We start from the raw sequence: 19,117 nt of genomic DNA, 5'->3' as shown, positions 1-19,117 counted from the left end.
GAGGGTCAAAGCGGCCGGTTGAAAATCTCGAGGGTGGAGCCGACCGGGAGGAGGGGATAGAGCTCAGCGATGTCCTCATTGCGCAGGCGGAGGCAGCCGTGGGAGGCCGGTTGTCCAATGAGCTCTTCCTCTCCGGTGCCGTGAAGATAGATGTAGCGCCCATAGGTATTCTCCAAGCCCGGCTGCAGGCCTTCGAGGCGGAGAATGCGGGTGAGCACGAGGTCGTCACCGGCAGGCTCACCGGGCTGCCAGCGGCCGGTGGGGCGGCGTCCCTTGAAGATAGTGCCCAGCGGCGCGCGGGAGCCGTATTTTTCGCAAATGCGGAAAAGGCCCAGGGGGGTGCGGTTGGAGCCCTCCTCGCTACCGAGGCCGAATTTGGAGGTGGAGATGGGGTAATGCGCCAGGGGAGTGCCCTGGCTGAGCACGAGAAGGCGTTGCTCTGGCACCGAGACGAGAACGTGATTCATGCGGGCCAGAGCGGGTGGGGGAGGGTTGCTTTAGTTGGCCTCGGGGAGAGCCGGCTGGAGGGGCTGGTCCTCACGGGCGGGCGGGGCGGGGAGCTCGCGGTTGGGCTGTTGGGTGGAGAGCCCCAATCTGGCGATGAGATTCAGGTCTTTTTCCACCGCAGGATTGGCCGCGGTGAGAAGCTTGTCGCCGTAGAAAATGGAGTTGGCACCTGCAAAGAAGCAGAGGGCCTGGGCCTCCTCGGAGAGGTGGGTGCGGCCTGCGGAGAGGCGCACCTTGGCTCCGGGCACGGCCAGCCGGGTGACGGCGATGATGCGCACCAGCTCGAAGGTGTCCACTCCCTGGTTCTCGGCCATGGGGGTGCCCGGCATGGGCATGAGCTTGTTGATGGGAATGGATTCCGGGGGGGGATTGAAGCTGGAGATGACTTCGATCATCTTCAGGCGATCTTCCGTGGTTTCCCCCAGTCCGAGGATGCCGCCGCAGCAGACCGACATGCCGGCGTCCTGCACGTTGCGGATGGTCTGCAGGCGGTCGTCGAAGGTGTGGGTGGTGACGATCTCGGGGTAGTGCTCCCGCGAGGTGTCGATATTGTGATTGTAAGCGGTGACGCCCGCTTCCTTCAGGGCTGCGGCTTCCTCCGGGCCCAGTTGACCGAGGGTCACGCAGACTTCCATGCCCAGATCGGAGACTTCGCGCACGATGTCGAGCACTTGTTCGAAGCGCTTGGTGCCGCTGCGCACGCCGCGCCAGGCCGCGCCCATGCAGAAGCGGGTGGAGCCATTCTCACGGGCCGCGCGGGCGCGGGCCAGCACGTCGTCGCACTCCATCAGGCGGTCGGCTTCCACTCCGGATTTGTAGCGGGCGGATTGGGCGCAGTAGGAGCAGTCCTCCGAGCAGCCGCCGGTCTTGATGGAGAGCAGGGTGCAGAGTTGCACTTCGTTCTCGGGCCAGTGGGCTTCGTGAACTTCCCGCGATTTCTTCAACAAATCAAAGAGGGGAAGTTGGTAAAGGGCGTGGAGCTCGTCGTAGGTCATGGCTGGTGGAAGGGACAATAAGCGAAAATGAAGTGGGCGGGGAGTAGGAAACTGTCATCACCCCTGGTGACGCAGCATGGTTTCAATAAAGCCGTCAATCTCTCCGTCCATGACGGCTTGAATGTTGCCCGTCTCGTGGCTGGTGCGCAGGTCTTTGACCATCTGGTAGGGTTGGAAGACATAGGAGCGGATCTGGCTGCCCCAGCCGATTTCCCCCTTCTCGGAGTAGGTGCGATCGGCCTCCGCCATCTGCTTTTCTTCTTCGATTTGGTAAAGTTTGGCCTTCAGGATTTGCCAAGCCAACTCTCGGTTGCGGAGCTGGGATCGTTCCTGGGTGGAGCGGATGATGATGCCGGTGGGCAAGTGCTTCAGAATGACCGCGGTTTCCACCTTGTTGACGTTCTGGCCCCCTTTTCCGCCCGAGCGGGTGGTGGTGATTTCGACCTCGGAGTCGGGAACTTCGATTTCGATTTCGGTAGCCACTTCAGGGGTCACGTCGACGGCGGCGAAGGAGGTGTGGCGTTTGCCCGCCGCATCGAAGGGAGAGATGCGCACCAAGCGGTGCACGCCGCGCTCCTGCTTGAGATAGCCATAGGCATACTGGCCCTCAATGTGGAGAGAGACTCCTGAGATGCCGGCGCCTTCTCCTTCCTGATAGTCGAGGGTGGTGACCTTGAAGCCCTTCGCCTCCGCCCAGCGGGTATACATGCGCAGGAGCATGGAGGCCCAGTCGCAGGCTTCTGTGCCTCCCGCCCCGGCCTGGATATTCAGGTAGGCATTGTTGGGGTCGGCCGGTTGGTCGAGGAGGGTGATGAGCTCGAAGGAGTCGAGTTCCTTGCCGATGGCGGTGAACTCGGCGGCGGCTTCTTTTGCCGAGTCGAGATCGTCGAATTCCTTGGCCAGCTCGATGGAGGCGGCCAGGTCTTCGAGGCGCTTTTCAATCTTTTTAAAAGGCTCCACTTTGGAGGCGGTGGCGTTCTTCTCCGCGATCACCTTTTGGGCTTCCTCCTGATTGTTCCAGAAGGAGGGGTCGGTCATCTTTTCGTCCAGTTGGGCCAGTTTGTCCTGCAGGGCGGGGATGTCAAAGATACCTCCTGAGTTCCGACAGCCGGTCCGTGAGGGACTGGGTGTCGATCGCCAGGAGGTCAGCGATGGATGGGTTGTCAGACATAATGTGGAGGCCGTTGGTAGGGGAGGGCGGGGGGTCTTTCAAGGTCGAAACGAAAAGGGGCAAGAATTCTGTGGGACCTTGTTTTTCTATGGAAAATTGCTATCTCCGGAGAATGGCAAAAATCGTGGTTTTGACGGGAGCTGGCGTCTCGGCGGAGTCGGGCTTGCGGACCTTTCGCGATCACGATGGTCTCTGGGAGGGCCATGCGGTGGAGGAGGTCGCTACCCCGGAGGCCTTTATGCGGCAGCCCGAGATTGTGCACCGCTTTTATAATCAGCGTCGGCAGGATGTCAAAGCGGCGTGCCCCAATGAGGCCCATCTGGCTTTGGCCCGGCTGGAAAATGCCTTGGGGGAGGATCTTTTGTTGGTGACGCAAAATGTGGATGACCTGCACGAGCGTGCCGGGGGCCGCCGGGTGTGGCACATGCATGGCCAGCTCGGCCGGTTGCGTTGCGTCTTTTGTGATTACATGGGCCCGTGCCCCGGCGAACTCACTTCCCGCTCCTCTTGCTGCCAATGCGGGGAGGCGGGAGGATTGCGACCAGATATCGTCTGGTTTGGGGAAGTTCCCTATTACCTGGACGAGATCGCCCACCACTTGGCCCAGTGCGAGCTCTTCGTAGCGATCGGAACCTCCGGCGCAGTTTATCCGGCGGGGAATTTCGTCAATCTCGCCAGTTACGAGGGTGCTCGCACCCTGGAGCTGAATCTTGCTCGCAGCGAGAATTCGGCCCGCTTCAGCGAGGTGCGCCTAGGGCCTGCCACCCAGGTGGTGAGTGCCTGGGTGGCGGAGCTTCTTGGCTAGCGAGCTGCGGGGGCCTCCTACTCTGCCGAGTCTGGCTCGGGTTCCAGTCGCACCCGCACCGCGCGCTCTGGCAGGAGGTAGCGAGCCGCCAGTTTGTTGATCTCTTCTAGAGTGATGCTCTTGTAGTCGTCATTGCGTTCGCGGGCCCAGTTGAGGCGGAAGGGGTCGCGCTGGCTTTGGGCGAGCACGGTCTGGAGCCAATAGCCGTTGTCTCGCTCGATCTGTTCCAGTTGGGAGAGGACGGGATTGAGGGCCCGGGCCAGCTCGTCTGCGGTTGCGCCCTCTTTGGCCAGAGTCTCGCCCAAGGAAAGCTTGATCGAGTTGATTGTTTCCAGATCTTCGGGCTTGGCGATGGAAAAGCCGAAAAGATAACCGAAGTCGGGATAACTTTCGGAAGGATTCGAGGAGGCTTGGGGAGAATAGGTGGCCCCCAATTCCTCGCGAATCTTTTCCCGCATGCGATTGCCGAGGATGTCGGCCAGGATGTTGAGGCGTCGCGTCAGGGAGACATTTTCTCCCATGCCCTGGGTTTCCCACAAGACCATGGCGGCGGCTTTGGGAATCTTCGATTGATAAGTGAAGGTCTTCTCTGCCGGAGTGGCGGGGAAGGCGATTTGGAGGGCCGAGGGGTCAGTCTCCGGGGTCTCCGGGCGCGGGGGCAGGGCAGCAAAGGTTTTCAGCAGGGCAGCGCGTAATTCCTCGGGTTCAAAGTCTCCCACAATGCTCAACTCCAGATAGGAATTCTCCAGTTGCGGGCGAAGCCACTGCTGCACATCGGCGATGGTGTAGGAAAGGGCCTGCTCCAGCTCGGGAAGGACGTAGCGCGGGTCGTCGCCATGAAGCCATTGCGACATCTGGGCCTGCGCGCCGCTCAAGTCGTGGCGCAACTGGTTGTAGAGGTCGGGCAGGGCCTTGCGATATTGGCGGAGAGCTTCGGCGCGGAAGCCCGGGTCAGTGAGGTAAGCGCACATGAGCTGCAGCTGCCGCTCGAGATCCTCCGGGGTGGTCCGGCCCTGTAGGATGAGCGCTGTCTCGCCAATGCCGAATCCCGCCGAGACATTGCGCCCGGCCAGAATGCGGTCGAGTTCGTCCTCTGAATGAGCTCCCAGACCGCCGCCATTGAGAAGGATGCCGGCCAGCTGATCAAGACCCGGCAAGTGGCGGGGCTGGCTCATCTTGCCCGTGCCAAAGCGCGCCAACAGGCTCACCGAGTTCTTCTGAAAATCAGTGCGCTTGAAGTTGACCCGCACCTGATTGGAAAGCACCAGCTGGGTGAGGTCGAGATCCTCCACTTTTTCCTCGGAAAGCACCGTTCCGGCTGGGCCAAAGTCCTGATAAGCAAAGTCAACTTGTTCCCGCTCTTCCGGGGGCGCGACCGCCTTCTTCTGGCTGTCGCGGTAGGCAGCCAGCAATTCCTCTTGCGTGGTCGCAGTCTCTTCAGCCGTGGTCAGGACCAAGGTTAGGTCGGGGGTGTCCCAAAATGCCCGGAAGGCCTCCAGGCAGTCGGCCGGAGTGAGCTCGGCAAACCCCAGTCGGGCGATGCGCAAATCTTCCTGCGGAGAGGAGAAGGTGCGCAAGTCATTGATGGAGCTCACCACCTCCATAGCCACTGCCGGGGAGGGGCGGGTTTCGTCCTGCTCCACGGCCTGTTCGTAGGCATTGAGCAGCTTGGCTTTGATCTCGTCAAACTCGTCCTGTGTGAAGCCGTGCTCCAGGGCCCGGCGATATTCTTGCTCGAGAACCGTCACTGCCTCCGGCCACCGTCCCTCGGCGGCGGTGACATCAAGGGAGCCAAACTCCAGAGTCTGGAACCAGACGCCCCGGGAGGCGCTGCCACTGCGGATCGGAGAGTCCTCTTTTTTGGCCAAAATATCAAAGCGACGGCTGAGAATGGCGTGGGCAATGGTCAAGGGCTGCTTTTCCAAACGGGTCGCCACCGTATCTCTTTTCACCTCGGCCTCGGCAATCTTCAGGAGGGAAACATCATCCGAAGGCACTTCCTTGTCCGCAAAGACGGCGGCCCGGAATCCGGTGTCGCGGGGAACGGTGCCCAGGGCCGGTTCCTCCCCCGCTTGCTCTGGATTGCGCAAGGAGGAAAAGGTCTCCCTAATCCGCTCCTCCATCGCTGGCACCTCAATGTCGCCAACGACGATGAAGGTCATCTTGCTGGGGATGTAGTAGTCCTCATAATAGGAGGTGAAGCGCTCCCGCTCCGCTGTTTCGATGACCTCCTCGGTGCCGATGGGAAAGCGGTGGGTGATGAGGGAGTCGGGAATGAGAAACTCGAATTGCTGTTCCATGAGGCGCATCCCCACTGAGTCGCGCGAATTTTTTTCCGAGAGAATAACACCCCGCTCTTTGTCGATTTCCTCCTCTTTCAAGAGGGCTCCATCCGCGAAGTCCCGCATCACGGTGAAGGCCAGCTGCAGGGTGGGTTCGGCTAGATTGGGGAGGTCCAGCATGTAGACGGTCTCATCAAAAGAGGTGTAGGCGTTGGCGTGGGCTCCGAAGGCGATGCCCAGGCGCTCCATCTGGGGAATCAGATCCTTGGGGTCCGGGAAGTTCCTCGAACCATTGAAGACCATGTGCTCTAGGAAATGGGCCACTCCGCGCTGATCGTCCTCCTCGTGGAGGGAGCCGGCATCGATGTGCATGCGCAGGGCCACCCGCTTGGGAGGCTCGCTATTCGGGATGATGACGTAGCGCAGACCATTGGGCAAACTGCCAAAGGTCGCCCGCTCGCTAGCCGGGATATCGCCGGTCTCATGGGGCCAAGGCTCCCGGGGGGGCGTGGCGAATGCCTGGCTCTCCGTGGTGGCCGCCGGGTTGTCTTTCTTGGAAAAAACGGCCAGAGCGCACAGCCCCAGCACGAGGGCGGCGAGAAGGGAGGGAAGGAACTTCTTCATGCCCTCTTCTTAATCGCTTCCCGTCCGGAGAGCACGCAACTTTTCAGTGATCTGAGCGGAAAAGACAGATTTCCCGCCATTTGACAAAAAATCTTCTCAACTTTGCATCATTTCAGGTTGATTCCTGTCCCGGATCGTGATTCTTTCCCCGCCTACCTGCAACGTGCGCACGTGGCGGAATTGGTAGACGCGCTGTCTTCAGGCGGCAGTGCCCTTTGGGCGTGAAGGTTCGACTCCTTTCGTGCGCACCATTTTTCTCTTTCTTATTAGGGAATCCAACGAGAGCTGGCGAGAGACTCTTTCTTATCTCCGAACCACGGACTTCAGCTCGCCACTGTTTTTTCTTCGGAGCCTTTGGGGGCAGGTTTGCAGTCGCTTGTGTGTCCAGTCTGGAGAGAGCGTCGCCAAGCTCAAAGAAGCCAGCCCGGGTGGGGTAGAGGCGGCGGCTGGCCGGGCCGCTAAAAAAGGCGTTTTCCATTTCCCAAAGCTAGCGTATGGTGGCCATTCGGGGCGGGCAACGAGAGCCCGCCCTTCCTTTCAATAGCTAACGAACCTCATGTCCGAGCAACCCCAAACTCCACGCGAACCTAAAAAACCCGGCGCGGAGCCGAATTCCAATTGGCGCGTTTTCCTTCTTCTCGGCCTGGCCGTGACTCTGATTGTGCTTGCCTTTACCATGGGCAACGATGGTCGGGTCAACGACTTGTCCTGGCCCAAATTCCAGGAGCTTCTCCGTAATGACCAAGTGGTCATGAATGACGAGAAGCGCCCCCTGCAAGTCATCGAGTCCAGCAATGGTTCGGAGATTAGCGGTTATTACTTTGAAGAGGCGCCCGCTGACAAATGGGTAGCGGGCGAGACCTTCCATGTGCCAGTTTCGCTAGAGGTTACTCGCGAGACTTTGCGGCAGCTGGTGGGTGACCTTGTCCGCTATGATGAGGGCACGGTGACCCAGGCTGGCGAAGAAATTTCTTTTCGGGAATTCAAAGGCCTTCTTTGGCAAAACGCCATCGTTCTGGATGGAGGCGAGGATTCCCTCCAGCTCATCACCAAGCCGGGGAGCGATAAGGCGACCCTGGTGGGGCAAACCAAGAAGCTGGCCGAGGGAGCTTCCTCTGAGGAGGGAGCGGGCCCGGCGATGGCTCGTTTCCGTGTCGATGTGCCCAACTACATGTATCAGGAGTTGGAGTATTTTGTTCGCAATGGAGCCGACCTCAAGAAAGACAACGGCGTCTGGCAGAGCGTGCTGTTGAGCTTTTTGCCCATCTTTGTGCTGCTGCTTTTGCTCTTTTTCCTGTTCCGCCATCAGATGAAGTCCGCTGGCCGGGGCGCGATGAATTTTGGCAAGAGCAAGGCCCGCCTTCTTTCCATGGACAAGAACAAGGTCACCTTCAAGGACGTGGCCGGCATCCAGGAAGCCAAGGAAGAACTCCAGGAAATCGTGGAGTATCTGCGTGATCCGCGCAAGTTTCAGAAGCTCGGGGGCAGCATCCCCAAAGGCGTGCTCATGGTGGGATCGCCCGGAACCGGAAAGACCCTTCTTGCCCGGGCCATTGCGGGAGAGGCTGATGTGCCGTTTTTCTCCATCAGTGGATCGGACTTCGTGGAAATGTTTGTCGGGGTGGGCGCCAGCCGGGTGCGCGATATGTTCGAGCAGGGCAAAAAGAATGCCCCTTGCCTTATCTTCATCGACGAGATTGATGCCGTGGGCCGTCACCGTGGCCATGGCATGGGCGGAGGCCACGATGAGCGGGAGCAGACTCTCAATGCGCTGCTGGTGGAGATGGATGGCTTCGATACCCAGGAGGGAATCATCATCATTGCCGCCACCAACCGGCCGGACGTGCTCGACCCCGCCTTGTTGCGGCCGGGCCGCTTCGACCGGGAGGTCACCGTCTCGTTGCCCGATGTCAAAGGCCGGGCCGAAATCCTGCGGGTTCATTCCAAGAAGATCAAGCTGTCGGCTGATGTGGACCTCGACGTCATCGCGCGAGGCACTCCCGGCTTCTCCGGGGCCGAGTTGGCAAACTTGATCAACGAGTCCGCGCTTCTGGCTGCGCGTAAAAACCTGAAAGCGGTCACTCTTGCGGAGCTGGAAGAAGCTCGTGACAAGGTGCGCTGGGGACGCGAACGCCGGTCGCTCGCCTTGAGCGAGGATGACAAGCGCAAGACCGCCTACCACGAGGCGGGCCATGCCATTCTCAATGTGGTCCTGCCCCACACCGATCCCTTGCACAAGGTGACTATCATTCCCCGCGGTCCTTCGCTGGGCTCCACCATGTTTTTGCCCGAAAAGGACAAGTTCAGTTACCACAAGCTGGAGATGCTCGATGAGCTGGTCGTGCTGATGGGGGGCCGTGTGGCTGAGGAAATCGTGCTCGACGACGTGGCCAGTGGAGCCAGCGGCGACATCCGGATGGCGACAAACCTGGCCCGTAGCATGGTCTGCGAGTGGGGGATGAGCGATGCCCTCGGCATGGTCGAATACGGTGATGGCGGTGGGGGCGAGGTCTTCCTGGCCCGCGACATGGCCAAGACCAAAAACTACTCTGAGGCTACCGCCCAGACCATCGATAGCGAAATCAAGCGCATCATCGACGAGGCCTACGCCAAGGCCACTGAACTCCTCACCAAACACCGCGAGGACCTTGATGTCATTGCGGAAGCTCTCATGGAATATGAGACTCTCGACGGAGCTCATATTGAGGAATTGATGAAGACCGGAGGAATGAGCAATCCTCCCCGTTCTCCCAAGCCGCCCGAAGTTCCGGATGGCGAGCGCAAGACCAGCCAGAAGCCGGCGGATTCGTCTTCGGAGGACGACGACGAGCCTTTGGCGGGAGATGTGGTGGGAGTGCCGGCCTAAGGGAGGTCCTCGCCAGCTGACTTTGATTGAGAAAGGGCCTTCGGGCCCTTTTTTTTGTGGAGTGGGAACACGGGGCTTGGCCGAATGGGCGGCAGTTGATTCCTGGCTTTGCGGCGGCTTCTCCCCGGGTCACACTGGCGGCATGAGCGAGGTCTTTGTCTCCATGCGGAAGGTGCGGCAAAAATTCGGCGACCAGGAGATTTTACGAGGGGTCGATTTGGATATCTACCGGGGCGAAACCCTCGTGCTCCTCGGGGGGTCCGGCGGGGGAAAGAGTGTGCTGATGAAGCATATCTGCGGACTGCTTTGCCCGGTCTCCGGCACGGTCGAGGTCGATGGCGAGACCATCTCCTGCAAGAGCGAGCGCGAGATGGCCAGTGTGCGCAAGAAGGTGTCCATGATGTTCCAGGGCGGAGCGCTCTTTGACTCCCTGACGGTCGGGGGAAACATTGCCTTTCCTCTGCGCGAGGCGGGGGTCCGGGATGAAGCCCTCATCGCGGAACGGGTCGAGAAAGCGCTCGAAATCGTCCGCCTCCCGGGTCAGACCGACAAGATGCCCTCTGACCTCTCCGGAGGGATGCGCAAGCGGGTGGCGCTCGCCCGCGCGGTGGTGGAGATGCCCTGCCTGGTGCTTTACGACGAGCCCCATGCGGGCCTGGACCCGGTGACCGCGGATTCCATCGACCACCTCATCAAGGATTTGCAGAAAAAACACGGGATGACCAATGTGGTGGTCACCCATGAGATGCGGAGTGTCTTTCGCATCGCCGACCGGGTGGTCTTCATGCAAGACGGGCGCGTTTACTTCGAGGGCACCCCCGCAGAACTCAAGGCCAGCGCCGATCCCGTGCTGAGCGACTTCATCGCAGGTCGCAGCCGCCGGGCAGCGGAGTGGGGGGAGTGACTAAGTTTACCAATGTGTGGTGTGGAGACGGGCGATTGTTCCTAATGATCGTTCTTGAGGTGCTCCCCGAGGACATCGCGGCCAAAGTCGCCGTCAAAGTCGCGCCAGACGAGGTGGGCGTGATTGGCGTTGTTCTGGGTGTTGGCGTATTCGATGAGGAATTCGGGAGTCTGCACGCGAAAGTAGTGGGGCTCTCCTTTGCCGAAGTCTCCCGCCCAGGCGAAGGTCGCTTGGGCCAAGTCGTCGGCACTGACGGAGAGGAATTCGGGTCGCTGATTTTCAGCCACTTGTTTAACGAGGGCGAGGAGGCTTTTCTGGAACTTTTCTTCCAGATCGACGTAGGCCACGCCTTCTCCTGCCAGGGGTTGGGCCGTGCGGTCTTGGCCAGTGAGGATCTCGTGGGGAGCTTCGTTGGTGTAGCGCACATGCTTGCCGGCCATGTGCATCTCATTGGCCAGCTCGCGGGCAGCATCTTCGATCTTGCCCAAGGGACGGAGACCTTTCAAATCGCCCTCACGGGTTTCCGCCGGATTGGTGCCGAAGAAGAAAGGAGTGGTGAGGGCGACCTTCTCATCCACGATGGTGAAGTTGAGGGAGAGATGGTGGCCCTCGAAGCGCCAGCCCCAGGGTTGCTCGGTGCTGGGGGTGCCGAAGATGGCCACGCTGTATTTGCCGGGATCGCGGTAGTCGGAGTTGCCACTGCGCTCATAGAGTTGCTCTTCCAAGCGGATGACGTCGCGGGCGGTGGCCTGCCCTTGGGCGGAAAGCGAGCTGCCGAGAAGCTCCTGCACGGCGTCCTTTTGCTTTTCGTCGAGGGCCTTGAGCAAGAGTCCGGCTCGGTCGAGGGGAACGTAGTGCCAGTTCTCGCGCTCGTCATCGTTCAGGGCAAAGGACACCACTGCTTTTTGCTCCTCGTTGAGCAGGGCGAGAAGAGCCTCGGCCTTGTGCTGCACTTCCTCGGGACCAGTGTGTTCCCCTTCATGGGCCAAAAGCGGGAGGACGGAGGCGATCAAAAGACCGACGAATGCGCGGATTGTCATTCTCGCAAATAAGCAAATTGAGCCCGCCTCCGGCAAGGAGAATTGCCCCGCAGATCCCTAACTGAAGACCTGCACCGGCCCGGTAAGGGGGGATTGAATGGCGCGGAGTTTCTTCACCGCCTTCACGAGAGTATCGGCGGCGGTGTCGATTTCCTCGCGGGTGGTGAAGCGGGAGAGCGAGATGCGCAGGGAGGACTTGGCGCGTTCATCACTGAAGCCCATCGCCTTTTGCACGTGGCTGGGCTGTTGCTTGCCGGTCATGCAAGCCGACCCGGTGGAAACTTGCACTCCGGCTTCGTCGAGAAGAATGAGCAGGCCTGCGCCCTCGCAGCCGTTGAAGGAGACGTGGCAAATGTTGCCTGCCCGATGCTCGCGGCTGCCATTGAGGTGAATGCCCTCGATTTCGTTGGTGAGGCGGCTTTCCAGGTGATCGCGCAGCTCGGTGATACGAGAAATATCGGAGTTCATCGCCAGTTCGGCCGCTTTTCCCAACCCCACGATGTAGGGCACGTTCTCGGTGCCCGAGCGGTGGCCGGCTTCCTGACCACCGCCGCGCAGGAGGGGTTCCAGGCGGAAGCCGTTGCGCAGATAGAGAGCGCCGATACCCTTGGGGGCGTGAATCTTGTGGCCGGAGATAGAGAGCAGGTCCACCGGCACCGCACGCACATCGACCGGGACCTTTCCCACGGCCTGGATGGCATCGCTGTGGAGCACGCCGCCCGCGTCCTTCACCAGTTCGCAAGCTTCCGCCAGGGGTTGGGTCACGCCGGTTTCATTATTGGCCCACATCAGGGAGGCAAAGGTGGGCACCTCGGGGGCGAGTTCGGCGGCCAGCTCATCCAGATCGAAGCGTCCATCCTCCTTCACGCCGATGGTGCGGGTGTCGAAGCCCACCGCGGCCATGGCTTCGATGGGGCGCAGCACCGCCGAGTGCTCGATGGCGGAGGTCACCACGCGGGAGTTTTTGCGGCCGATGAGGCGGGCGAGGGACTTCAGCGCGGTGTTGTTGGACTCGGTGCCGCAGGAGGTGAAGATGATTTCGTCTGGCTGGGCATTGATGAGGGCGGCCACCTGCTCGCGGGCGGTGGCGAGGGCCGTCTTCACCGGCTTGGCCGCGCGGTAGCCCGAGGAGGGATTGTGGAACTGCTCTTGGAGAAAGGGCAGCATCGCCTCCAGCACTTCCGGATGCACGCGGGTGGTGGCGTTGTTATCGAGGTAAATCATGCCCGACTGTAACCCGAACCCCGCCCTCGGGCCACGCTGATTTTGGGAGGAGGAAAACCTTCTTTTCGCGTTGCGGTTTTGTTAGCAATGAGAGCGTGAAAGCTCTCTCTCCCGTCGTGGTGGGTCTTGCCGCAATAGGCGCTTTTCTCTTGGGTTGGGAATTGAAGCCGACCCGCGAGCGGGTGGTCGAAGCATCCCCGCAAACTCGCGATCGACTTTTACCGCAGTCCCCGGGGCTCGGTTCTCCAGCTGATCCCGAGCAATGGCTTTCCGGCTTTGAGGGACGGGAAGGGTCAGATGTCGCGCGCGAACTGACCGACGACGAGTTGGTTGCCTCTCTGGAGGCGATGCTGGTCGATATGTGGGGCGGGATGGGGCTCAACGATGCCAACCGCTTTCGCAGCGTTGTCGGAGAGTGGCTGCAACGCGATCCGGAGGGTTGCCTTTCCTGGGCATTGGGACAGGGCAATGAAAGGCGGCGGGAAGCGGCAGTTCTCGCTCTGGTTGACCAGCTCCACGATTCCGATCCGGTGAAAGCGATTGAGCTTTATTGCGAACTCGAGCGGATCACTCTCAATCACCTCTACAATTTTCGTGCTGAGAACTGGGAGTCTACGATTGTGGAAATGGCGAGGGAGGACCCTGAGGCTCTGGCTGATCTCCTTCTCCGGTTCCCGGAGGCCCCGACTTATGCTCGTTCGGGGTTCGAGGGTGTCGGAGTTATGTTTTTTGATGTTCATGAGGAATTTGACTTTGAGGTTTTTTTGAGTCGAGCGGTGGATTTTGTTCGAGCCGATCGGCCGCAAACCCATATGGAAATTGATATATTACGCGAATGGGCGAAGCGGGATGCCGTTGCCAGTTGGGAATTTGTGGAAGAGAGCTTTAGCGAAGGAAAAGTGGTCAGGTGGGGGGCGGTGCTGCGGGAAAGGGAGGAAATCCAAGGCAAAGAGCAGACGAGTTCTCAGGCGGCGGAACTTTTGACAACTCTTCCCGCCGAGAAGCTTTCAGCCGCTCTGAGCGCAAGCTACCGGTGGAAGGAAATCCTTGATGCCGTCCCCGATCGGGAAACGCGGCTGAATTATCTGAGCCAACTGTCGCGCTCGAATTTTCCTGGGTTGAATGATCCTTTTGCCGACACTTGGGCTGAATACGCCCGACATGCTGGGTGGGATGTGCAGGCCTTCGCCGCCGAGATGAAAGCACGACAAAATGAAATCACTGAATGAGATGAAAAGGAATGTTCTGAGTGTTTTTGGGATTCTCTTGTCTTTTGGACTGGGCTGGATTCTGAAGCCAAACGGCGAGCAAGTGGTGGAAGTCACCCCCCGCAAGAGCGAGCACATGCGGAGCCAAAGTGCAGCACGAAGCACTGCCCAGTCGGACCCCGAGCGCTGGCTGTCACGCTTCGATGGCAGAGAGGTGGCGGAGGTGGCGCAGGAGCTCTCTGACGACGAACTGGTCCACGCCTTGGAGGCCTTGCTGGTCGATATGTGGGGCGGGACGGGCTACGAGCAAGCGAAGCGATTCCAAACCGTGGTGGGGGAATGGATTCAGCGCGATAAGGAGGGCTGCATCGCATGGGCGCGGGGACAAGAGGATGAAAAGTGGCGGGAAGCCGCCTTGCTCGCCGTGATCGACCAATTGGGACAATCGGATCCTTTGCGAGCGATTCACCTTTATTGTGAAATCGACCGAGTCACCCTAGCGGCTTTAGCTGGTTTCGATGCCGAGTACTGGCAGGAGGCGATGGCAAAAGTGGCGGAGGATAGCCCCGCCGATTTGGCGGAGATCCTCAATAATCTCCCGCTGAGGCCTTCGTTTGAAGAAGACGGATGGGATGCAGGACTTTTGGCGACCTTGCGCTTGCCCGAGGGCTTTGATTTCGAGGAACTCTTTCGCTTGGCCCCCGAGGCGGATCGGGTCGATTCTGCGGAGCATCACCTTCATGTGTATCTTTTGCAGGATTGGGCTCGGCAGGATCCGCAAGCTGCCCTTGACCACGTCGTGGCCCGCTTGGCTCAGGGAGAGATGATGCGGTGGGGTTTGGTTCTGAACGAATTCGAGAAGGAGGTGGGGCAAAGTGAAACGATGAATCTCGCCCTCCAAGTGCTGGAGCAGATTCCGCAAGAGCATCAGAAGGGCGTGCTGGAGGCGAGTTGGCGTTGGAAGGAGATGTTGGATGCCCTGCCGACCGAGGAGCAACGCCTGCACTATCTTCTCCTGCTCGACCCCGAGGATGATCATACCGACCCGTTTCGCTTCACACGTTGGCGGGAGTATGCCGCGCACATTGGTCTCAAGGACGAGGACGGCGAGGTGCTGGGGGCGAAGTTGCGTGCTCGCGCGGCGGAGACTGGTCGGCAGCCATGAAAAGCTGGCGCTCGTTCCCTCGTCCGGGATAGCTTGCGGCATGTTTGCGAAGGTTTCCCAGTGGGCCAAGGAGAGCGCCTATCAGCTCGCGCGTCAGACGGGGCTTTCTTGTCCCGATTGTGGTCGAAAGCTGACCTTGCCCGTTCGCATGCCGAAGCGGATTTCTTGCGAACACTGTGGCTGGGAGGGTCCGTGGCAGTTTTTTCAAACCCCTCATCCGCAGGAGGCGGTCGTCTGCGAGAAGCCCCGGCGCTGCCGCATTGGGGAGAAGGAGGTGCCGGGTGGCCGCCAGTGGCTCATGCCCGCGCGCAAGGGCATCAACTTTTTCCTGATATTTGGCCTTGGTTTCGGGGGCTTTCCTCTCCTCATGATGGTCTTCATTCTTCTTGGCGGGACCGTTGAGGGCGATTTCGGGCGGCTGGGAGCGGTAGCGTTTCTTTCCCTGTTCGTGGTGATTGGAGGCGGGGTTTTCTGGGCGGGATTGAGGTCCGCCTATACCGAGCACTTTCTCAGCATCATCGGGGGAGAGGCGCTTTTGGTGAAAAAGTTCTTTGGCCGCAAGCAGTCGCAACGGATCGCCGCCGGGGACCTGGCCGGGGTGGGGCTTTATGAGTCGCATACTTCCAATGACAAGCCGGTCTACGGACTGATGCTGCGTTCGCATGTGGGGCAGCATCTCAAGATTGGTTTCGCGCTGAAGGAGGAGGACTTGCGTTGGTTGGGCGGGCGCATTCTGGAGATCCTTCCCGATGAGGTGGTGGTGGCGAATCACGGGCTCGCCGGTCGCGCCCTCGATGCCGGACCGGAATGGGAAGAAACGCCGCCGGAGAAAAAGGCCTTCAAGGGGATCACGCTTCATCGGGTGGGGCGCGGCTTCCGGCTGGAGGTTTCCGGTTCGCGCTCGGCGGGCCTGCTGGTGGGGATGGGGTTTTTTGCGGTGGTCTTTGGAAGCGTTTTCGCGGGTGTCGGCTTCACCGAGGCGGGCTTTCCCTTCAATGTGGTGGGAGTGGTGATCGTGCTCGCGGGATTGGGCTCGCTGGCGACGGTCCTCTGGCGCTGGGGCACCAGCGAGCGTTACGAATTTGGCTTCGATAAGGTCACGGTGCGGAAGATGCGGCGGGGACGAGAGACCGCGCGCGAGAGTTTCTCCCGTGAGGATTTTCGCGAAAGCAAGGTCCTTGCCAATGGGCATAGCAACAATGAGCCCCGCTATTCGGTGACTTTGCGCGGGGAAAAAGAGCTGAAACTCTTTCGCTGGGTGGAGGGAAAAGTCGCCTACGAGCTGGCGGGCTGGCTCGACTGGTGGCTGGGGGAGGAGAAAGCGCCCGCTAGTGCCTCTCCCGCCGAGGTGGGCTACGAGATGCCGGCCCGGGAGCTGACTCGGGAGGAGGAGACCCGTCCGGTGCGCCGTGATGTCCTGCCGATTTATCCCCATCAGTTGGACTTGGCCGACCACAAGGGCGCGCGCTGGGGAATCCGGGCCTTTTTCAGTCTGTTTCTCGTCATTGGGGCGGGAATGCTTTTCTTCGGGGTCAAGGGGGTGATTCGCGCGACCGAAAGTGTAGATTGGCTGAGCACGAATGGGGAAATCATTCATTCTGAAATCGAGGTCGATAGCGACAGTGAGGGCACCAGCTATGGAGCGGACATTCGCTACCGCTATCAGGTCAAGGACCTGGAGCTGGAAGGCGATCGGGTGACCTTTGGCGACTATTCCTCCAGTAGTCGGGAGCGGGCCAATACCATTGTGCGGCGGCATCCGGTGGGAGCGCAGGTGGAGGTCTTCTTCGACCCGGCGGAGCCCTCACAGGCAGTGTTGGAGAGGGGCGTCCGGGGGGGCTCGTGGATCGTGCCGGGTATTGGGCTCGTGTTTTTTGTCGCTGGCCTTCTTTTTCTGATCACCATTGAGCGCGGCATGCGGTCCAAGGCGGAATGAGGCCCGCCAAATCGGGCGAAAGAGAAGCCGTCTCTAGACAAAGCGGTCTCGGGCGCTAGCCTTTGGCCGCATATGGCAACGATACCACTGGAAGACAACTTTGAGGACGTGCTCGGCAAGGCCATGCGGGGCACGGGAATGTCGCGCGGCGTGCTCTCTTTTCTCAGCGGAGTGGAGGAGGATGTGATCGAGAAGCTGGAGGATGGCGAGCTCGACGAGGACGCTCTGCGCAAGGTTGCTTGCCCGCTCGCTCTCGATGGCGAGACGCTGGTGGAACGGGCAAAAAATGCCTGGCAGCCGGCTGCGGTGGAAATGGAGGGGCTGCGTCAGTTCGAGACCCCTTATCGCGACTTTTCGGTCAATTGCTACCTCATCTGGGACCCCCACACCATGGAGGCCGCGCTCTTTGATACCGGCACCACGGTGGAAGATGCTTACTCGCTGGTGCAGGCCCTCGGGCTGGAGGTGAAGCAGCTCTTTATCACCCACACCCACCACGATCACATCCTGGCCGCCTCCAAGGTCAAGCGCTGGGGCGGCATCACGGCGCGCTCGCATAATCGCGAGCCTCTCGCGGAGACGGAGCGCTTTCAGGTCGGGGAGGAGTTCCGCATCGGCGGGCTCAAGGTCTCCACCCGGCTGACTTGGGGACATTCTCCGGCGGGAATCACCTATGTGGTCGAGGGGCTGGAGCGTCCCGTGGCTATCGTGGGCGATGCCCTTTTCGCTCAATCGATGGGCGGTGGCGTGGTCTCCTATCAAGCGGCCCTGGAGACGAATCGGAAGGAAATTTTCACCCTGTCCGACAACACCATCGTCTGCCCCGGTCACGGTCCCATGAGCACGGTGGGCGAGGAAAAGGCACACAATCCCTTCTATCCGGAATTCAAGTGAGCGCTGACGACCAGCCCCCGAAGTTGCGCAAGCTGAGTGGAAGGGAGAAATTCTCTGGACTCGCTTTTGCCGTGATAATGGCGCTGTCTGTGACGAGCGTCTTCGAGAGTGAATTAGGGGCTCCAGAGCATCCAGATGTGTTCTTTTTTCAGTATTTTCACGAGGAAGAAAGAGTGCAAGTGTATGAATATGCTCCTAAGGACCTTGAGATTGAGGTGAGCGTGGAGAGTCCCCGATTGGAGGAGGGTTTGTTAGTGGACGAAGAGGTGGCGGCTAGCCTTCCGACGACTTTTAAGGTGGAATTGGAGCCTCGGGATCTGGGTTTTTGGGAGTCTAAGTTTATTTGGGTCTGTTCTTTAGCGTTCATCTTGTTTTTTGCCTACTGGCGGTATTGGACAGTCACTAGGGCAAGCAAACCCAAACCCGAAAAGTGGGACCCGGATTTGCGGGGTTGAGAAACATTTACAGAAAAAGATATGAAAAAAATAGCATTTGTAGGAGTGGGGCGCATGGGCGCGAACATGGCACGGCACCTCCAGTTGGATTGTGGCTACGAGGTCACGGCGGTTTCCGATGTCAATCAAGAGGCCGCGCAGTCCCTGGCCGAAGAGTTGAATGCCCAAGTCGCGGGCTCGCTGGCGGAAGTCACGGCGGCGGCGGACATCATCTTCACCGTGGTCACCAATGACGAGGCCATGCGCGGCATTTTTAAAGGCGAGGACAACCTGCTCACCGGTGCGGAGGGGAAGACCTTCATCAACTGCGCGACCCTCTCGCCTGGCGTGCATCAGGAAGTTTACGAAGCGGGCAAAGCGGCGGGTGCCGAGGTGCTCGAAGCGGCCATGGCCTCCAGCATTTCCCAAGCGCGCGAGGGCAAACTCTATCTCATGATCGGAGGCGAGGAGTCCGCCTTCGAGGCTAACAAGAAGCTGCTCGAAGACCTTTCGGTCAATCTTCGCTATTGTGGCGAGATCGGTCGCGCCGCCCAAGTCAAGGCCCTCGTCAATATGGTGATGAACATCAACACCGCGGGTCTCGCGGAGGGACTCGGCCTCGCCGATGCTCTTGGCTTGGATTTGGACATGGTGCGGGAGGTCTTTTCCCAGACGGGAGCGAATTCCCGGGTCTTGGAAACCGACTCCGAAGACATGGTGGCTCGCGACCACGATTGCTGGTTCTCGGCTGAACACGCGGCCAAGGATTCCGGTATCGCGGCGGATCTGGCGGTGGCGGCCGGGCTCAATTTGCCGGTCAACAATGCCACCCGGGCGCAATATGATGCCATGGTGGCCAAGGGCTTGGGCGATCTTGATAAAAGCGGAATCGCCGAACTGACCTTCAAGGGTCGGGGGTAGGTTCTAGCTGAAGGCTTTGCTTTTTTTCGACGCAGAGGCGCGGAGTCGCAAAGGTTCGCGGAGTTGTTTTTTAGGGAAAAGGCTCTGTGGAACTCTGGGTCTCAGTGTCTCTGTGACTAGGTGGTTGAGGTTTCGACACAG

General features: G+C 59.9%; 16 protein-coding genes and 1 tRNA gene. 10 read left to right on the top strand and 7 right to left on the bottom strand.

From position 1 onward, the window contains the following. Positions 1-5: 5 nt before the first annotated feature. From JIN78_RS12055 to prfB, 3 genes are all read right to left on the bottom strand, one after another. Positions 6-467, bottom strand: a complete 462-nt coding sequence (locus tag JIN78_RS12055; protein ID WP_200392227.1) for a L,D-transpeptidase — start codon at positions 465-467, stop codon at positions 6-8. A 30-nt stretch (positions 468-497) separates the two neighbouring features. Further along, a complete protein-coding gene (gene bioB / locus JIN78_RS12050) occupies positions 498-1,502 on the bottom strand; it encodes a biotin synthase BioB (RefSeq protein WP_200392226.1) in 1,005 nt (334 codons plus the stop codon). A 57-nt stretch (positions 1,503-1,559) separates the two neighbouring features. After that, positions 1,560-2,673 (bottom strand): peptide chain release factor 2 gene (gene prfB, locus JIN78_RS12045; protein WP_345778150.1). Its coding sequence is split into 2 segments (ribosomal slippage): positions 1,560-2,585 and positions 2,587-2,673, totalling 1,113 coding nucleotides; the frame shifts between segments, so codons are not numbered across the junction. A gap of 112 nt (positions 2,674-2,785) precedes the next feature. On the opposite strand from prfB, the gene JIN78_RS12040 reads away from it, so the two are divergent. After that, a complete protein-coding gene (locus tag JIN78_RS12040) occupies positions 2,786-3,478 on the top strand; it encodes an NAD-dependent deacylase (protein WP_200392225.1) in 693 nt (230 codons plus the stop codon). A gap of 17 nt (positions 3,479-3,495) precedes the next feature. Here the strand turns inward: JIN78_RS12040 and JIN78_RS12035 are convergent, their stop codons facing one another. Continuing rightward, a complete protein-coding gene (locus JIN78_RS12035) occupies positions 3,496-6,384 on the bottom strand; it encodes a M16 family metallopeptidase (protein ID WP_200392224.1) in 2,889 nt (962 codons plus the stop codon). Positions 6,385-6,549: 165 nt separating this feature from the next. Here JIN78_RS12035 and JIN78_RS12030 point away from each other — a divergent pair. The 3 genes from JIN78_RS12030 to JIN78_RS12020 all read left to right on the top strand — a co-directional run bounded on the left by JIN78_RS12030 (position 6,550) and on the right by JIN78_RS12020 (position 10,154). Further along, positions 6,550-6,635, top strand: a tRNA-Leu gene (locus JIN78_RS12030). 305 nt (positions 6,636-6,940) lie between these two features. Further along, complete coding sequence (gene ftsH / locus JIN78_RS12025) at positions 6,941-9,250, top strand: ATP-dependent zinc metalloprotease FtsH (RefSeq protein ID WP_234037965.1); 2,310 nt, start codon at positions 6,941-6,943, stop codon at positions 9,248-9,250. A 142-nt stretch (positions 9,251-9,392) separates the two neighbouring features. After that, on the top strand, positions 9,393-10,154 hold the full coding sequence (locus JIN78_RS12020; RefSeq protein WP_200392223.1) for an ABC transporter ATP-binding protein: 762 nt from the start codon (positions 9,393-9,395) through the stop codon (positions 10,152-10,154). A 41-nt stretch (positions 10,155-10,195) separates the two neighbouring features. On the opposite strand, the gene JIN78_RS12015 is transcribed toward JIN78_RS12020, so the two are convergent. The 3 genes from JIN78_RS12015 to JIN78_RS17555 form a co-directional block, all read right to left on the bottom strand. Then, positions 10,196-11,194, bottom strand: coding sequence for a DUF3500 domain-containing protein (locus JIN78_RS12015; protein WP_200392222.1), 999 nt, complete (start codon positions 11,192-11,194; stop codon positions 10,196-10,198). 57 nt (positions 11,195-11,251) lie between these two features. Further along, entirely contained in the window at positions 11,252-12,418 is a 1,167-nt protein-coding gene (locus tag JIN78_RS12010) for a cysteine desulfurase family protein (protein WP_200392221.1), read from the bottom strand. A 293-nt stretch (positions 12,419-12,711) separates the two neighbouring features. Continuing rightward, a complete protein-coding gene (locus tag JIN78_RS17555) occupies positions 12,712-12,843 on the bottom strand; it encodes a hypothetical protein (RefSeq protein WP_267907064.1) in 132 nt (43 codons plus the stop codon). A gap of 105 nt (positions 12,844-12,948) precedes the next feature. On the opposite strand from JIN78_RS17555, the gene JIN78_RS12005 reads away from it, so the two are divergent. The 6 genes from JIN78_RS12005 (at position 12,949) to JIN78_RS11980 (ending at position 18,976) form a co-directional block, all read left to right on the top strand. Next, entirely contained in the window at positions 12,949-13,647 is a 699-nt protein-coding gene (locus tag JIN78_RS12005) for a hypothetical protein (protein ID WP_200392220.1), read from the top strand. Further along, positions 13,631-14,791, top strand: coding sequence for a hypothetical protein (locus JIN78_RS12000; RefSeq protein ID WP_200392219.1), 1,161 nt, complete (start codon positions 13,631-13,633; stop codon positions 14,789-14,791). The genes JIN78_RS12005 and JIN78_RS12000 overlap by 17 nt, the downstream gene beginning before the upstream one ends. A gap of 40 nt (positions 14,792-14,831) precedes the next feature. Then, positions 14,832-16,727 carry a DUF3592 domain-containing protein gene (locus tag JIN78_RS11995; RefSeq protein ID WP_200392218.1) on the top strand — a complete coding sequence of 632 codons (1,896 nt, stop codon included), beginning with the start codon at positions 14,832-14,834 and terminating at the stop codon, positions 16,725-16,727. A 72-nt stretch (positions 16,728-16,799) separates the two neighbouring features. Next, entirely contained in the window at positions 16,800-17,621 is an 822-nt protein-coding gene (locus JIN78_RS11990; protein ID WP_200392217.1) for an MBL fold metallo-hydrolase, read from the top strand. Beyond that, positions 17,618-18,076: a hypothetical protein gene (locus tag JIN78_RS11985; RefSeq protein WP_200392216.1), complete on the top strand. Its 459-nt coding sequence runs from the start codon at positions 17,618-17,620 to the stop codon at positions 18,074-18,076. Before JIN78_RS11990 ends, JIN78_RS11985 begins: the two co-directional genes overlap by 4 nt. A gap of 21 nt (positions 18,077-18,097) precedes the next feature. Further along, on the top strand, positions 18,098-18,976 hold the full coding sequence (locus JIN78_RS11980; protein WP_200392215.1) for an NAD(P)-dependent oxidoreductase: 879 nt from the start codon (positions 18,098-18,100) through the stop codon (positions 18,974-18,976). Positions 18,977-19,117 lie beyond the last annotated feature (141 nt).

It is taken from the genome of Roseibacillus ishigakijimensis (assembly GCF_016595415.1).
In the GTDB taxonomy this organism is placed as follows: domain Bacteria; phylum Verrucomicrobiota; class Verrucomicrobiia; order Verrucomicrobiales; family Akkermansiaceae; genus Roseibacillus; species Roseibacillus ishigakijimensis.
This window is presented reverse-complemented; position numbering and strand designations above follow the sequence as displayed.

Bases quoted from the DNA above. Each gene is read 5' to 3' on its own strand.
- JIN78_RS12040 (WP_200392225.1), top strand. From the start codon at position 2,786: ATGGCAAAAATCGTGGTTTTGACGGGAGCTGGCGTCTCGGCGGAGTCG.
- JIN78_RS12035 (WP_200392224.1), bottom strand. From the start codon at position 6,384: ATGAAGAAGTTCCTTCCCTCCCTTCTCGCCGCCCTCGTGCTGGGGCTG.
- JIN78_RS12055 (WP_200392227.1), bottom strand. From the start codon at position 467: ATGAATCACGTTCTCGTCTCGGTGCCAGAGCAACGCCTTCTCGTGCTC.
- JIN78_RS12000 (WP_200392219.1), top strand. From the start codon at position 13,631: ATGAAATCACTGAATGAGATGAAAAGGAATGTTCTGAGTGTTTTTGGG.
- bioB (WP_200392226.1), bottom strand. From the start codon at position 1,502: ATGACCTACGACGAGCTCCACGCCCTTTACCAACTTCCCCTCTTTGAT.
- JIN78_RS11990 (WP_200392217.1), top strand. From the start codon at position 16,800: ATGGCAACGATACCACTGGAAGACAACTTTGAGGACGTGCTCGGCAAG.
- JIN78_RS11980 (WP_200392215.1), top strand. From the start codon at position 18,098: ATGAAAAAAATAGCATTTGTAGGAGTGGGGCGCATGGGCGCGAACATG.
- JIN78_RS12015 (WP_200392222.1), bottom strand. From the start codon at position 11,194: ATGACAATCCGCGCATTCGTCGGTCTTTTGATCGCCTCCGTCCTCCCG.
- ftsH (WP_234037965.1), top strand. From the start codon at position 6,941: ATGTCCGAGCAACCCCAAACTCCACGCGAACCTAAAAAACCCGGCGCG.
- JIN78_RS11995 (WP_200392218.1), top strand. From the start codon at position 14,832: ATGTTTGCGAAGGTTTCCCAGTGGGCCAAGGAGAGCGCCTATCAGCTC.
- JIN78_RS12020 (WP_200392223.1), top strand. From the start codon at position 9,393: ATGAGCGAGGTCTTTGTCTCCATGCGGAAGGTGCGGCAAAAATTCGGC.
- JIN78_RS12010 (WP_200392221.1), bottom strand. From the start codon at position 12,418: ATGATTTACCTCGATAACAACGCCACCACCCGCGTGCATCCGGAAGTG.